The organism is Microscilla marina ATCC 23134 (assembly GCF_000169175.1).
GTDB lineage: Bacteria > Bacteroidota > Bacteroidia > Cytophagales > Microscillaceae > Microscilla > Microscilla marina.
On sequence record NZ_AAWS01000005.1, the window covers coordinates 126,890 to 143,706 of the forward strand.

General features: G+C 40.9%; 10 protein-coding genes. 3 read left to right on the forward strand and 7 right to left on the reverse strand.

The window, feature by feature from the left end:
• Positions 1-5: 5 nt before the first annotated feature.
• A complete protein-coding gene (locus M23134_RS05635) occupies positions 6-299 on the reverse strand; it encodes a MoaD/ThiS family protein (protein ID WP_002694503.1) in 294 nt (97 codons plus the stop codon).
• A gap of 147 nt (positions 300-446) precedes the next feature.
• Between M23134_RS05635 and M23134_RS05640 the strand changes: the two genes are divergently transcribed.
• On the forward strand, positions 447-4,520 hold the full coding sequence (locus tag M23134_RS05640; RefSeq protein ID WP_045113067.1) for a tetratricopeptide repeat protein: 4,074 nt from the start codon (positions 447-449) through the stop codon (positions 4,518-4,520).
• 258 nt (positions 4,521-4,778) lie between these two features.
• Here M23134_RS05640 and M23134_RS05645 read toward each other — a convergent pair whose 3' ends face one another.
• The 4 genes from M23134_RS05645 to M23134_RS37570 all read right to left on the reverse strand — a co-directional run bounded on the left by M23134_RS05645 (position 4,779) and on the right by M23134_RS37570 (position 11,884).
• A complete protein-coding gene (locus tag M23134_RS05645) occupies positions 4,779-7,094 on the reverse strand; it encodes a T9SS type A sorting domain-containing protein (RefSeq protein WP_002694505.1) in 2,316 nt (771 codons plus the stop codon).
• A gap of 286 nt (positions 7,095-7,380) precedes the next feature.
• Positions 7,381-7,782 (reverse strand): hypothetical protein, encoded by a 402-nt coding sequence (locus tag M23134_RS05650; protein ID WP_045113068.1) that lies wholly within the window; start codon positions 7,780-7,782, stop codon positions 7,381-7,383.
• 131 nt (positions 7,783-7,913) lie between these two features.
• A complete protein-coding gene (locus M23134_RS05655; RefSeq protein WP_002694507.1) occupies positions 7,914-8,822 on the reverse strand; it encodes a leucine-rich repeat domain-containing protein in 909 nt (302 codons plus the stop codon).
• A 113-nt stretch (positions 8,823-8,935) separates the two neighbouring features.
• Positions 8,936-11,884 (reverse strand): alkaline phosphatase PhoX, encoded by a 2,949-nt coding sequence (locus M23134_RS37570; RefSeq protein ID WP_053337254.1) that lies wholly within the window; start codon positions 11,882-11,884, stop codon positions 8,936-8,938.
• Positions 11,885-12,224: 340 nt separating this feature from the next.
• Between M23134_RS37570 and M23134_RS05670 the strand changes: the two genes are divergently transcribed.
• Both M23134_RS05670 and M23134_RS05675 read left to right on the forward strand, forming a co-directional pair.
• Positions 12,225-13,412: an amidohydrolase family protein gene (locus M23134_RS05670; RefSeq protein ID WP_002694509.1), complete on the forward strand. Its 1,188-nt coding sequence runs from the start codon at positions 12,225-12,227 to the stop codon at positions 13,410-13,412.
• A 368-nt stretch (positions 13,413-13,780) separates the two neighbouring features.
• Positions 13,781-14,740: a fatty acid desaturase family protein gene (locus M23134_RS05675; protein WP_002694510.1), complete on the forward strand. Its 960-nt coding sequence runs from the start codon at positions 13,781-13,783 to the stop codon at positions 14,738-14,740.
• 65 nt (positions 14,741-14,805) lie between these two features.
• Here the strand turns inward: M23134_RS05675 and M23134_RS05680 are convergent, their stop codons facing one another.
• A complete protein-coding gene (locus M23134_RS05680) occupies positions 14,806-15,000 on the reverse strand; it encodes a cold-shock protein (protein WP_002694512.1) in 195 nt (64 codons plus the stop codon).
• Between the two features lie 355 nt (positions 15,001-15,355).
• Entirely contained in the window at positions 15,356-16,816 is a 1,461-nt protein-coding gene (locus M23134_RS37575) for a thioredoxin fold domain-containing protein (protein ID WP_002694513.1), read from the reverse strand.
• Between the last annotated feature and the right edge of the window lies 1 nt (position 16,817).

Here is a 16,817-nt window from a genome sequence, read left to right on the forward strand (position 1 = left end):
AGCTGTTATATCACCTTGAGGGAGCATCCTCCTGAAATAGCCTGTAAAATAAAAACCTCGTCTTGTTCTTCTACTGTATCTTGCAGTGTGTCTTTGTCTTGGATGAGTTCTTCGCCAATAAAAATATTGACGTGTTGCCTTAACTTGCCCCTTTCGTCTACCAGATAATCTCTAATGCCAGGGTATTGTTGATTGAGTGCCTCTAGCACCTGTGCTATTGTGTTGCCTGGTACTTCTATCTGCTCCGCAAGGTGAGGGTAAAACCTCCTGAGCAAGTTGGTAAACTTTATTTTTGCCATTCGTTTAAGAGTTGCTTAAGCAGCAATATAAAACTTTTATTTGGTTACCCGAAAATCTCTGTTTAGGCAGGGGCTTAAGAAACGCCAGCCTTGTTTCCCTTCCCCCTATTTTTGTGTAGTTTTGAAGTTTAATCAAACGCCTGACTTATGAAGTTTATTCATTTGAAAACTTTTGTTTTAATCGTATGTATACAAAGCATGTTTGCTTCATTTGCCATAGCTCAATCGGCGGCATTGGGACAGCTTGCTGCAAAAAAAAATGAGTTTGTAAAACAACAAGACTATAAAACCGCTTTGGTGTGGGGTAAAAAAATGTTGGTGCTGGCTGCTAAAGAATTTGGGGAAGCATCGGCAACCTATGCCAATTATGCCCATGATATGGGTCAATTATATATGGCAAACAAAGCGTATGACCAAGCCATTCAGCTATTTTCTCAAGCCAGTAATATTTATAAAGAGCAATTGGGCGAAAGTCACCTCTATTATGCTGTGGGGCTCAACTCGCTGGCAAATGTATATTACGAACAAAAAAACTACACCAAAGCCTTACCCCTTTACCAAAAGGCGTTGAGCGTGTACAAAGCGCAACTAGGCAAAACCCATCAATACTGTGACCTGACTACCAATCGTATAGCAGCCATTTACGAACAACAGCAAAATTATACCGCTTTACTCCCTGTTTTACTTGATCAATTGGCTTTGTACGAAACCCAGAAAGGCAAAACAGCCAATGAGTACGCTTTTCAATTGAGTAAAATAGCCGAGGTATACAAGATACAAAAGCAGTATCCTAAGTCGGCAGAGTTGTACGAGAAGTCGGCAAAGATATTTAGTAAAAATGGTGTTTATGATAATCAGGCAGCAGTGTTGAGTAATTTGTCTACGGTATACCTGTTGATGAAAAAGCCGCAGAAATCAGCCAGGGTTGCCCAAAAATCATTGCGTATATTTAAAGATCAACTCAAAGATACTCAATCAGCCAATTATGCTGTTACTTTATCGGGTTTGGTACAAGCTTATGAGCAACAAAATAAGCATCAAGCCCTTTTACCTTTATACCAGGAGCTATTGCCTTTGTTTAAGCAACAGAAAAACTTTACCAATTATGTGACCTATGCCTATTCTTTTGGGAATTATTATCAAGAGCAACGCCAGGTAGCCCTCGCCCGAAAGTGGTACCAAAATGCCATAAGGGTTGCCAAAGCTCATCAACTAAAAACTCCCGATTTGATAAAGGCTATGACCAATCTTGCCGTGATAGAAACAACCTATGCCTCGTATGCAGAAGCAGAACAATTACTGACAGAAGGGATAAGTTTACACATAAACAAGTATGGCAAGAAAAAACGAAACTATTATACACTACTCACCAGCCTGGGAGCCCTTTATCGATTATTGGCAAAATATGAATTGGCAGAAAAAAACTTTTTAGAAGCTCAAAAGGTGGCTGCTGAGGTGTTGGGTACCCAAAGCACAGAGTATGGTAATATATACAATAGCCTGGGCTTGTTGTACAAAGACGTGGGAAATTATACAGCTGCCGAACAGCACCTGGAGTCTGCTCAAAAGTTTTATAAAAACAAACCAGGAGAAGAGTATGGCATAGTGCTCAACAACCAGGGACTATTGTACACCGAGCAGGGACTCTATGAAAAGGCAGAACAGTTTTTTTTGAAAGCACTTAAACACCAGGCAAAAGCATTGGGGGCGCAGCATTATGAGTACGCCGCTGTGCTCAACAATCTGGGGTTGCTGTATTTTAATATGGGTATTTACTCTAAGGCAGCACCTCGTTTTCAACAGGCTTTAAAGATCAAGTACAAGCACTATGGCAAAATGCACCCTTATTACGCCAATTCTTTGGGCAACCTGGGGCTGGTACACTTCAACACGGGTAATTATGGGGAGGCAGAAACTGCTTTTGACGAAGCCTTGCTTATTTATGAAAAAACTGTGGGTAAAGCCCATAATTTTTATGGTGCCTTTTTGTTAAACCTGGCAACATTGCATACCACCTTGGGCAAGTACAAAAGAGCAGTAGTAACCTTGCAAAAAGCTGAAAAAGTTATCTTGAAATCGGTAGGCAGCGAGCACACATTGTACGCCTCCTTTTTATCGCAAATGGGCACTTTTTACCTGGCTACAAGAAATTATGAAAAGGCTGGAGATTATTTTTATTCGGTCATGTTAATGTATGAAAAAAAGTTTGGTAAAACCCACCCCAACTATTTTACTGCCTTGCTCAATTTACATTTTTCGTACAAAATGCAAGGCAAACGACAGTTGGTAGAAAAGCGTTTTCGCAATATTATACCATTGGCTGAAAAGGCGCTAAAAAATGACCTTACCATATTTGCCCATATTTTACGCAACCGGGCTTTTGATTATCAAACCCTGGGAAAATACAAAAAAGCTGAAGCATTGCTGAAAAAGAGCATGCGCGTGATTGAGCAATCGCTAGGGCAAAATAACCAAACGTATGTACATGCTCAGGGGCAAAACGCAGTGTTTTATGCTGAAATAGGGGAGTCGGCTCGTGCCGAAAAACAATTTATAAGGTTTGCCAACTTATTTTTAGATTATATGGCGCACAATTACCCGGCAATGAGCGAAAAAGACAAACTTGCTTTTCAATATTCTTCGGTAGCGCATGTAGAAGCTTTCAAAGACTTTGCGGTAAAGCAAGGAAAGCAGTTTCCTGTGTTGTTAAACAAATTGTTTGAGTTTCACCTGAAAACCAAATTGCTTGCGCTGAATTTTTCGAAAAAAATGCGTACCACTATTTTGCAACGTAAAAATGCTGAAGACCTTAAGTTATACGATCAGTGGATTGCACAAAAAGAATACCTGGCGAAGTTGTATCAATTGCCCAAGCTGGAGCTCAAAAAACGAGGGATAGACTTGATGGCACTGGAAGAGACCAATAATCGCATAGAAAAACAATTGGCAAAAAAATACCAACTGTTTGCTCGTCAGGCGTTTATACCCAAGCATGGTTGGCAAAAGATACAAAAAGCCTTGCAGCCCAACGAAGTAGTCATAGAAATGGTCAGAACATCAGACTGGACGCAACGTGCAAGTATATCGTATGGGATATGGGTGATCAAGGGAGGCAAGGCAGCCCCTCCCAAATTTTTACGCCTAAAAAATGGCCATCAACTAGAGCGTCGTTACCTTAGGTATTACCGGGGTAGAATTAAATACAAGGGAGCAGACAGGTATAGTTATGGCAAGTTTTGGCAACCCATTCAACAAGTGATAGACAGTTTGCCACAAGGCAATAAAGTAGAGAAAATATATTTTTCTTCTACCGGATTTTATAACCAGGTAAACCTGAATACGCTGCAAAACCCGGCAAATAAACAATACCTGATCGATCGCTATAAAATTGAGCTCATAAACACCAGCAAAGATGTACTGAGCCTAAGAAAACAAGAAGTGTTGGGAGCCAACACCCTGGCAATATTGGTAGGTAGACCTGTATACAAACTACCCATAGACAGTCGTCGTAAGGCTGACACTACCCAGGTAGACAAACGTGGCTTGGACTCTGACCGTAGCCAGCGCCAGTTAGCCAGTGTGGTGTTTAAAGATTTGCCTGGCACCGAAAAAGAAGTAAACCAAATAGCAGCCATTATGCAACAAAACCAATGGCAAACCCAAAAACTAATGGGGAAAGAAGCATTAGAAAAACACATAAAAGAAGTAGAAAATCCTACCATATTGCATATAGCCACGCACGGTTTTTTTATTGCCAGACGCGCCCACAAAAAGAACACCTTCTCGCTGATTGACAATGATGTAGACTATCATGCCCCCATGCTGCGTTCAGGGATTGTGTTGACTGGAGTGTCAAACAAAAAATCGTTATTAGATGGGCAAGAAGATGGCATACTCACTGCTTATGAGGTGGCAAATATGCGTCTTGAGAAAACAAAACTCGTGGTGTTATCTGCTTGCGAAACCGGGTTGGGAGATGTGAGAATAGGTGAGGGGGTGTATGGGTTGCAGCGTGCATTAAAAACCGCGGGTGCCCAAAATATTATTATGAGTTTATGGAAAGTAGACGATACGGCTACTCAAAAACTTATGATATACTTTTATCGTAACCTGACAAAGTTCAAAAACCTGAAAAAAGCTTTTAGGGCAGCCCAACGAGAAATAAAACAAGCGTTTCCACACCCTTATTATTGGGGGGCTTTTGTGTTGTTGGGAGAGTAAATAAAAGTACTAAAGCAAAAAACGAGATGGCAACACCATCTCGTTTTTTTTTCCTAACCACAAAGCTTATTAAATATCTTTGATGAATACTTATTCAAACCAAAGACCAAAAATGTTTGCAGCCAAAAATTAATCAATAAACTACTGGTAATCAGTGATATAAATATAAAAAATATTTTTGTTTACAGAATTAGCCGTCTGGTGAATGTTGTTTTTTGTACGATATATCGTGTGATTAACGGAATATCGTTTCAATGTTTATTTGATTACTATCCGTTTCAACAATACTTGATTGTCTTTAGTGTATACCCTTACCATATACAGCCCGGCAGGTGCATTTTCCATATTTACTTTTTGTTGTTTTCCTACCCTTACTTTTTTATTCTGAACCATTTTTCCATTGCTGTTATATATCTCATAACGCACTATAGGGCTATGGCTACTTTGCAAAGTAAAGTTTCCGTTACTGGGGTTGGGGTATATGGCAGTATTTGTAGTAGTTTGAGTGGTTTGGGTGGTTCTACCTTTGACAGACAACCCACCCAAATGGGGGTCTATAGTCTCTCTGCACATGTTCCATCGATTAGTAAATGAATAAGTAGTCGTTTTATAACAACCCGTAGCCGTATCGGTTACAGTGAGGGTATACACCTTGTCAGAGCAAGGGTTGGTTACAAAATTGGTAATGCTTACTTTTTGCCCACCTATCGCCCAAGAATACGTGTAAGTACCCAGCGGAGGGGTTGGCAACCAGGCAGTAAGTCTTGCAACACCTCCGTTTAGGTTAATTTGTTGAGAAATATAAATTTGGATAGATGGAGCCACAGTCAGATTTAGTATAGTAGTGCTTGGGCAACCCTGGGGGGTAGTAGTAGTATGTGTGTAAGTGCCACTTTGCGTATAAGTGTCGCAGCCTAGCGTGTAAGACTCGCCTGCACATACTGTCGCATTAATTGTATTGACTGGCGAAGGGTTAATTGTTATAGTTTCGCTGTGACTATTAGTGCCTCCGTTGCAGTCGGGCACACTATATTGAACGGTGTAATTGCCCGGTAAACTGGCATTAAGGTCAATGCTTCCAGTATTAGCATCAACTACCAAACTACTTGCATTGGCACCAGTGACTGTATAAGTACCACCCGGGTTAAAAGCTGAGGGCAATGCAGTACCACTGTTTTGGCAAAAGGCATTGCCGGTATAATGAAAAGAAGGTACAGGAGTAGTATATACCGTTCCCTGATATTCGTAAGCACCTGCATCTGTGTTCGTGTTTACTGTGCGAGGGTTTTCATCATAATCTACGCTGATGTTTCCGCCAACACTACCATCCTGATTTATATCGTAATTAAAAAATGCCTCAGTTTGAATACTGGTCGCAAGGTTAATAGCAGGAGAGCAGGGCTGCAGGTGGGCATCATCATTTGCCAAATCAACAAACAATGGATCGATAGGGCTAGTATCGCTGCCCAGCAAGTCGTTGGCATGAGTAGAGGTTAGTCCATAGGTTCCTCCAGAAGCATCGCCTATAAAATTGCCTCCGTACATAGTATATGTACCAACACTTATAAACACATCATCTTTGTAAAGCGCATGGGTTGCCCCCAGTATTGCCTGGTTTTTGGCAATGATGTTATTATATAAATGCAATGCCAAAGCCCCTCCGTTGTTGGTAAAACTGATCCCACCACCACCACCTGTGGCAGTATTGCCCGCAATGGTAGAGTTAGCGATGTATAAATTCAGCCAACCTGTATTGGCATTGGCAATAGCTCCTCCATTGCCACTGTTAGTGCTGGTGTTGCCAGTGAAAATACTGTTAAAAATCTTTACATTACCCGCCAAAGACAAGGCTCCACCTCTGTCACCTGAATTATTTTTGAACTTACAGTTCATAAAATGGGTAGTATTATGGTATCCTACGGTAAACGCTCCACCGTTATATTGGCTGGTGTTGCCAATAAACGAACAACGGTCAAAGTTGGTAGGAGCACCACCCATATTGCCTATCATGACAGCACTTCCTCCTGCTTCGTTTTCTACAAATTGTACATTGATAAAAGTATTGGGCTGGTGTCCTGATAAATTTGCCATGGAAAAAGCACCACCACCTCCGTTGAGCGCTTTGTTTTTGTAAAATTTACAATCTTTGAGGTAAAGGGAGCCCCTTACAAACATAGCACCGCCTGCCTGAAACCCTCCATTGTTTGTATATCCATTTTGGAACATGATGCCTTCAAAGCTTACAAAGTATTCATTGGAGGAGCCCCCTATGATAAAAATACGATCAGTTTGGTTGCCGTCCAGTATAGTGTTTTGAATGCCATTTCCTTTGAGGCTAATCTCTTTTTGAATAGAGATGGAGCCAAGTGTCAAGACAAAAGGAGTACCATTGGTGCTGGGGTCAAACGTAATAATATCGCCAGTAACTGCGGCAGCCAGTGCTGAGCGTAAAGTATGATCACCATTGATTGGGGTAGCTGAATCTACTGTGTTTTTTACCAAAATATTGGCTGCATTCGCATTAAAAATTGCCAACAGATACAATGCCGTGATGTAAATTAAGTTCTTTTTCATTATGTGAAGTAGGTTTGTAAGTGTATGTTATTGGCAACAAGATTACATATATCTTTTAGTAATTAGTTGATATACTTCACGAATGGGAGATTGGAAGGCATGAAATGCACACCTGAGTTTATTAAGCAACTGGCTTAAATGGAGTAGGGCACTTTTGTAAGGGTTGTTAAAAAGAAAAGATCGAAAAAAAATGCCCGTGTTCAATACACGGGACTTTTGCTGAAACCTATCCCTACATTCTGTATCAGAGCGTAGACTTTTCAATGTTTTTGGGTGTTATGTCTGTCTAGTCAAGCCAGTCAATGGCTTCTTCGGTAGAACTAAAGTAACGGGAGTGGTTTCCCTGAATACTATTTTCAAGCGATTGCTCTACCGATTTTTGGGCAAAAAAATCATCTGACGTCACCAACGCACTGATGTTGGTCAGTTGTTGTTGTACTATCTTGTTTAAGAAGTGTTCTTTGACCCAACCCTGCATGTCAGGGTCTATAGTATAGGCAAATTTTTTAAGGTTGATCAATGTTTTCTCAGGACGATACTTTTGTAAGTACTGGAGCGCTTGTTCGGTTTCTTTTTGGTACTCAATATCTTCCATTTTTAAGGTAGATGCATTCCATCTGAAGTGCAATGTGGAGCTTTTTTTATGAAACGAAATTTCCTGATACTTACTTTTGTATATTATTTTCATGAGTGTTGCATCCTGGGTTCAAACCTGATCTATTCAGCAAAAAACGTACATCGAAAAGAAAAAGTTTAACTTTCCAGGCGGAAAATTAAACTTTTAGGGATTATTACTATTAAGAGATAAGTAAGCTTTAATTAAAACCGTACATCACATTGAGGCAATGCATTGAGTATACGGTCTTTTTCGTCTTTTGAGAGTGGGTTGCCTACCAAAATCAAGGTTCTGAGTCCCTTCATTTTTTTTAGGTGAGCGGGCATAGTGGCAATTTTGTTATTGCTTAATACTAATAACTCCATTTTACTTAGCTGAGTAATGCTTTCGGGCAATTGTGTAAGGTGGTTGTTGGATAATATCAGGGCGTTTAAATTTTTCATTTGCCCTATATCCTTCTTCAACTCCTTGATTTGGTTGTGCTCTAGGTTAAGTTTGTGCAGTTGGGTCAGTTGATACAACTGAGCAGGCAAAGCACTAATGTGATTGTAGCCCACACTGATCAATCGGAGTTTTTGTAGCTTTCCCAAAGCCGCTGGCAAGCTCTTAAGTTGGTTATAGTCTAGCTCTAGTACCTGTAGGTTTTGCATAGTGCCCATGCTTTCGGGCAGTTGCTCTAAATGGTTGATCATCATGTGTAATAAGCGCAACTTCTTAAGCTGACCAATGCTTGTAGGCAAAGCCTTGATTTTATTCTTGGCCAGGTTCAAGCGTTTCAATTGAGTCAGCTTTCCAATGCCTTCAGGTATATCAGTCAATTTATTTTGGCGAATATTGAGCACCTCTAGTTCGGACAGGGTAAATATAGAAGGGTGCCACTGGGTGAGCTTATTTTTCATCAAATTTAAAAACTTAAGCTGAGGCAGTTTGTCCAGTCCTTGTGGTGCTTCCTGTAGTGCTTGGTTACGCAAGTTGAGCAATGTACCCTGACCCTGAATGGCTTGTTGTACCGAGGTGTGTATCAGCCCGTGTTTAGGAGTAGGCACTTGTGCCAAAGCCAGTCCCGTTTGCAAAAAGCAAAAAACGAATATATAAAGAATGTTTTTTTTCATTGTTGTTAGAAATTTAAAAACAGGAGCACGGTATACTTGTGCCCCTGTAATGGTTCAATAATCAGAAAGATGTGTAGTGTAGATTGCTTATTTTAAGGTATTCACACAATTGATTATTTTTGATAGTTGATAACGCTTGTCTGTCGTTTTCCATTGGCAGTTACCACAATCAATAAGTTTTGATGTTGCGAAACGTGTCGGTTTAGGTCAAAAGCCAATTGATGTTTGCCTGCCTGCAGGTGTTTGTTGAACAAGGTCGTTATTTTTTGCCCCTGAGTAGTAAGCAAATCAATCACTACTTTGCCCTCGTATTCGGTAGCAAAAGCCACATTGACTTTGCCCTGAGCCGGAGGATTTGGAAAAACCTTCATGGCTTGTGCTCCGGTAGCTTCCTGAGCAATGGTTGTTTGTGTAGTACGGTTGTTCAAAGTACCCAAGTTTTTGTTAAGCGCAATGACTACGGTAGACGATTTGTTAAAGCGTACACTGTTTCCGGCAGCATCTGTTTGGCTACTATTCCAAAAGCTTGGGTGTTGAATAGACAAAAACATAAAGCGTCCATCAGGCGAAAAGGTGATTCCGGTAGGCTCCGAACCATTGGGCGAAGATCCAAACAATTTTACCTTGGGATTGCTTTGTGTATGTCCGTTTTCTACCATCCAGATATAGTCTCTGCCGCCATCTTGCAACACCCACAAGTTACCGTCATTGTCAAAAGCCAGGTTATCGTTGCCGCCGCCCCAAGACTCATTTACTGTACCACTGTTAGTAGCAATAGGGTAGCTACGTCCGCCTACAAACACTTCAAATCCTGATATTGTAGAACCGTTATCGTTGAATCTATACACTCTGCCATTTCCTTTAGAAGTGTAATAAACCTTCCCGTTAATTGGGTGAATTTCTACATCCTCTACTCCACTAAAATTATTACCACCCAGCGAAGAAGCAATAGAAGAAGTATTATTACGGTCACTTTTGGTATTGTTAGGCACTTGTACCCAGCGCCCGGTAGATCTGGTAGGGTTTCCGCCACTTAGCCTGCCATCTAGTTTCAATACATACAGCCTTCCTCTAGACAGGTTTTGGGCGCTGTTTGCTACAAACTTATACACACAACTGGTGCCTCCGTCTTCGCCATAATATACCGTTCTGCGGTCACTTGCCACCACTACATTTTCGTGACGCATACGTCCTAATGCCCATAGTTTTTCCTGTTTACCATTGCCATAAGATTTTACGCGTTTGGTAACTGGGTCAATCTCTACACACCAGCCTACATCTTCATAACCATCGTTGTTGTTGTCACCACTATTGTAAGTTTCTTCACAAGTGATTACGGTACCCCAAGGTGTAATGCCACCTGAGCAGTTGCGGGTAGTAGTTACGAGGTTATTGTTATAAAAATCAACTGCCTGGTTGCTGTTTACATTCCATAGCTTAGACGTGTTGCTATAGCTTAGGCGCATCATAGATACACCACCAGGGGTGTTCTCATGGTTTACAGAAAGGTAACCATTGGTGCTACTGTTGTTAATGGGCACATACCCAGTAAAGTCGTGGTTGCCTGGTACATTGCCCCCGCCAGTAGTGTAGCTATCACCCTGCTTCATTAACATTTGAAAACGATGTGAAGAAGGAATGATAAGACGGGAGGTTTGACTGGTAGGACTGATAGAGGTAAAACAACTAATCTTGTTACATCCTCCATTAGATGGGCTCACTGTAATGTAAGAGGTCTTAGTTTCAACATCACTGCCATAAGCATTGCGTGCCGTCAGCCTTACGGTAAACCTTCCAGCGCGATTGTAAGTAACCACAGGGTTGGTAGCAGTGCTGGCAGAGGGTGAACCACCACTAAATACCCAACTGTAGCTGCTAGGATTGTTTGTTGACCGATTACTAAAGTTTACACTTTGACCTACTCTAATATTGGTACGGTTTGCTACAAATGCGGCAACCGGAGGCGTTCCACCACCAGAACCAATATTTACGGTATAATCTTCTACTTCCCCATCTTGAAAGTTTTCACAAGCAGTAGCAGCCCCATTATACTTCATAGACACACGCATACGGGTACGGCGTGTTATGTTGGCAGGTATTCTGATAGAGCCACTTACTGTAGAACTAGCCGTAGATCCTGCGTCGTACACCAACTCACCTGCATCATTAAAGTCACAATCTCCGTTGTAATCTATCCATACTTTGAAGTATTCTTGGTAACTAGAGCCAGAGAACCCTGGAGTAAGACGGATGTTGTAGCGTTGTCCAGCGCTTAAATTAATGGTTCGATTGGTAAAGTTTGTGTAATTGTTCGCTCCTGATGAGTTAGAAAATCCTCCCACTTCTACTTTGGCAATGTGCTCATAAGTAGAACGATTACTGGTAGACGTACAATAGTTGCAACCACTGCCACCACCATTGGTATAGTTTACCACCAACAAAGGAGCCCTGCTACTGCTACCGTTGTAAGACTCAGCGGTGCGTTCTCCACTACCATTAATGATAATAGCGATATTGTTGCCCGATACCCAGCCATTGCGGTTTACAATTTCTTGTACAATGCGCCTAAGGTCAGGAGTACGTTGTCTGGAGCCAGCTTCTCCTACACTGTTCCAGGCAGGTACATTGTTCCAGTTTACCCTCGAAGAAGTAAAGTTACGTGAAGAAATATTATTGTTGCTCGACGAAAAAGTACCTGCACTATTAGTGTCTTCTCCTCTAATCACAAGGTTAGTCGTTCCACTATTGGTTTCGTCAGCGGTAAACTGCACATAAGCCGATGTGATAACGGCTCTTCGTGGAATGTTTAGGTTACGAAATAGCATGCCTACCCACTGGTTGCCTCTGGTGCTTCCGTCGCGTACCAGCTCAAGGTCAGAGCTATTGAGGTACATACGTCCTGGGCTGCTTCCGGCATTGCTGCCTCGCTCTTCAGCGTCATCGTTTGACGATGACACCCTTACCGAAATTCGTGTCTGAGCAATCGAGATGTTGCTTATCCCAATCATCAGGCATATACAAAAAAATGTATACCACTTGGTGGTTAAGTAGTGATGTTTCATTGAGTATAGTAAAGTTTATATAAAAGTAAAAAAGTGTCCGTTTTTTCGGAGCGCAAATATGACGAGACCTCGAAGGGATTCAAACCATTAAACATTAACTTTTTATTATAAAAATGGGTAAAGTGGAGTAGCATGTTTACAATTTTTTGATGAAAGAAGCTTCGCCCTTGGGCAAATAAAAAGAGAGTTGCTGTATGAAACAGAGGGGGCTTTATGGTTGGGTAATTAGTCAAAGGTGCTATTAATTTTCTGTTAAAATTCATCGAAAACCCTACTTTCACTTATTTTTTTGTTAAGGTTGTCAGGCAATTATGTAACTTCATTTACTACCATGTGCCCAATGAAAAACCTGATCATATTGATTTTGACCACTTTTTTGTTTGCCCAGTGTAATGGGCAAAATAAGTATGACCCTGACACCAACAACAATCAAAAGTTTAAAGAAAGGTATGCTAAAAAACGTCCTAAAGGTTCACCTACCCAAATGGGGTTTCAAGAGTACAACCCAGCATCTACCTTGATAGTGCCCGAACATACACCTACCCAAGCCAAGTACCCCTTTATTGATGTGCATAATCATCAGTGGCGCATGGGTAACCAGGATTTGATTGCTTTGGCGGCAAAAATGACAGCACTGAATATGAAAGTAATGGTAAACCTAAGCGGACGTGGCTGGAACCGAAATGGAGATAGTTTTTTGGCAAAAGTGATGAACAATGTCAAGACCTCCAAACACAAAAATAGATTCATTGTATTTACTAATATTAGCTTTAAAGGAATAGACGACCCTGATTGGACCAACACTACAGTAGCCCAGCTTGAGCGCGATGTGAAAAAGTATGGAGTGAATGGACTTAAAATTTACAAAAACCTGGGGCTTACCGCCAAAGATAGTAAAGGCAAACGCATTGCGGTAAATGACCCTCGTTTGGATGCAGTGTGGGCAAAGTGTGGAGAGTTGGGGATTCCGGTGCTCATTCATACCGGAGAGCCCTTTCAGTTTTGGTTGCCACGCGACAGCCGCAACGAGCGTTGGCTGGAGTTGAAACAAAAACCAGGGCGTTACCGCAATCCTAAAAAATTTCCTTCGTGGGAAGCGGTCATACAAGAGCAGCATTACATTTTCAAAAAACATAAAAATACCAAGTTTATCAACGCTCACCTGGGCTGGATGGGCAACGACTTGAATCGCTTAGGTAAGTTGCTCGACGAATGCCCCAATGTGTATACTGAAATAGGGGCGGTACTTGCCGAACTAGGCAGGCAACCTCGCTTTGCCCGCAAGTGGCTCACCAAATACCAAGACCGGGTAATGTTTGGCAAAGATACCTGGAAGCCCAAAGAGTACGCCGTGTATTTTAGGGTGTTAGAAACCGAAGACGAATACTTTGACTACTACCGTAAGCGCCACGCTCACTGGAAAATGTATGGGCTTAATTTATCCGATCAGGTCTTAAAAAAACTTTATTATAAAAATGCCTTAAAGGTGATTCCGAACATAGATAAATCTCTTTTCCCTAAAGACTAAGAAAAATTGTGTATTACAATTAAATTTTCAAGAAGTAGAGTGAGTGTGTGGTATAATTAATAAAAAAAAGTATTTTTGTTGTTCAAAGGTGTTTTCTATAGAAATACTCCGCAGTGATTTTAGTCAAAGTTGTTTGTTGGTTATCAGTTATTGATGAATTTAAAAACTATTTAACTGGGTGTTTAGGCGTAAAACCAAAACACTTTTAAAAATAAAGTGAGTACACAATCTTAATATAAAATACTGGTTTACAGCATTTAACAAGGTGAACATTTACTCGAATCAGCTATCGACTATTGACTAAATACTATGGACTATTGATAGTACAAATACTATAAAGCCATAAGTGTCATTGATTGATGTAGAAAATGAACGCAAACGATTATTTAAGCCCGGAAGAAATAAAACTATTGACCAAAAAAAATGACTGGAAAGGTTGGTGGATGGTATTGAAAATATGGGGAAGTATAGCTGCCATATTTACCCTATTGGCTTTGTTTCCCAATGTTTTCACCATATTACTTGCTTTGGTTTTATTAGGAGGCAGGCAATTGGCCTGTGCCATTCTTATGCACGACATGTCGCACCGTGCTGTGTTCAAATCAGCCCGTTTAAATGCCTTTGTGGGCAATTGGCTGGGAGGCTACCCAGTCATCAACGATTGTGTGCGTTATCGTCCCTACCATATTAAACACCACGTAAACGCCGGAACTGCCAAAGATCCTGACTTGTCGCTTACTTACGGTTACCCTACTACCGTCATGAGCTTTCTCCGTAAAGTAGCCCGCGACCTGGCGGGTATTACTGGAGTAAAAACTCAACTGGGGGTAGCTTTAATTAATTTTGGTTATATAGAGTATACCGCCAGTCGCACTGTTCATAAGATAGATCAAAGCAACAGGAGTAAATGGAACGTGATAAAAACTGGAGTAAACTATTATTGGCAACCCCTTTTGGCAAATGCAATGATATGGTGTATACTGTGGTTATGTGGCGCGGGCTGGGTATTTTTAGTCTGGGTAATGGCCTTGTTTACTACTTTTAATTTTTCATTACGGGTGCGCTCTATTGCTGAGCATAGTATGGTGCCCGATCTGGAAGACGCCCACCGTAACACCCGCACTACCTATGCCAGTTGGTGGGAAAAACTCCTTTTTGCCCCCAATAATGTGAACTACCATGCTGAACATCACTTGCTTATGACAGTGCCTCCTTACAATTTACCCAAAATGCACCAAATCATCAAGGCAAGGGGTTTTTATGAACAAGGAGTGCTGGCGCAAAACTATTGGCAAATTATAAAAATGGCGGTGAGTAAAAAAGCATAAAAAAAACAGGTTACCTTGCGGCACCTGTTCTTTTTAAAGATCATCAACTTAGATTATGACAGGAACTATCTATCAAGTTTTACATCGGTAGCTTGCATTCCTTTTTTTCCGCGGGTTTCTTCGTATGTTACGTTGTCATTCTCAAATAATTGATCCTGCGTATCAGAAACGTGGAAGAAAATATCCTCACCAGTGTCTGAGTTAGTTATAAAACCATAACCTTTGTCTTCTTTAAAAAATTTTACAACTCCTTTATTCATTTTTTTACTAATTATTATAAAATACAAAAGAGGCTCACAAACCTAGTTTTAAAGGCTTATATTCCCCTAAACTTTCATCCAAAGTTACACTTTTAATTGTATGAATGGGTATTTTATTTCTGAAATTGTCAGTATTTATCTGATTTTAATTCCGAGCGTCTATAAAAGCTTGAAGTAGAGCTACTAAGCAAGCTTTATTTCTCTATTTAGCCTCAGTAAAGGGGCTTTTTTATAAAGAATAAGCCCGTTATAAACAACAAAAAGCCACCTTCAACCTTCGCGAGTGGTTCAAAGTGACTTTTGCTTGTATATCTTTTATTTGGTAACTTCTAATCTGTCATATCCGATACAATCTTTACCTTACTCTCATTACTTTGAGAGACGAAGCCTTGTCGTTCCAGGCAGTACCTACAAAAGCTGAAGAACTTGTGAAATCCCTGTATCTGCCCCGGAAGTTAGCGTGCTCATATATGCGTACTTTGTAACCTCTTGGTATGCGTATCGAGCTCAATTTATCATTGCCAATACGTATTTGGTTTACATTGTAGCTTCCTATACCTACACTTTGCTTGTTGCCACGATAATTGCTATCCTCATAAAGTACTATCCGACTACGGGTGCCCCTGTTTGTTGTGCCAGATTTCATTATTCTCATAGATGATACCTTATCGTTCCAGGCAGTACCCACAAAACCCGATGAACTTGTAAAGTCTCTGTATCTTCCACGAAAGTTGGCGTGTTCAAAAACCCTTACTTTATACCCCCTGCGTATTTTTATTGAGCTTAACTTGTCGTTGCCAATACCTAGTTGGCTAAAGTTATAGTTTCCTGTATTAAATGACTTATTTCGTCCCTTAAAGTTGCTGTGTTCATAAATAGTAACCAAACCAAAAGAGCTGTTCCCCGAGTTACCGCTATTGCCTCCTCCCACATTGCCTCTTTTATTGACATACTTACTCATAGTTCTTATAAAGTTACTGGCGTTTTGGTAACCTACCGATCTGCCCACCAGGTTGCCACGAGCATCAAAAAACAAAACCGTAGGGTATGCCCTTACTTTGTATTTACGGGCAATAGAAGGTCCTTCTCCTTTTTCAGCATCTAATTTATAAGCCACAAAGTTACGGCTGGCATATTGTCCTACCGACGAGGCACTAAAAGTATTGCGAGTCATTGATTTACAGGGACCACACCAAGTGGTATATACATCTACAAAAAATGGCTTGTTTCTACGACTTGCCTGCGATTTCATATTGTTCCAACTTCCCTTAAAAAAGTTAACACCAGCCGATTGATAACTGTTGCCACCACTGGTGCGCCCACCATACTTACGTAAAGTGCCCAAAAAAGCATTGGCATTCTGATAGCCCACCTGACGTCCTTTTAATCTGCCCTCGTGGTCAAAAAACAAAATAGTAGGGTAAGCATTTACCTGGTATTTTCTTGCCAGCCGGGGGCCTTCCCCTCGTTCAGCGTCTAATTTATAAGGCACAAAATTTCGGTTGGCATAAGTACCCACGCTATTGTTTGAAAAGGTATTGCGGGTCATTGCTTTGCAGGGCCCACACCAAGTAGTGTACACATCTACAAAAAATGGTTTTTTCTGACGGCGGGCTTTTGCCAATAGTGAATTCCAATTGCCCTGGTGAAAATTGACCCCAGCCACGGTGGTAATGTCTTTCTTGACAGGTGGTTTGGCAAACGCCCAGGCGCTCCATACCATCAATAAAGAGAGTATAATAGATCGTTTCATAGTAAATATTGAATAAATAGGTAAAGTATAAGTTGGTTGGTTGTTGTGTAGAGTTTTTATCATA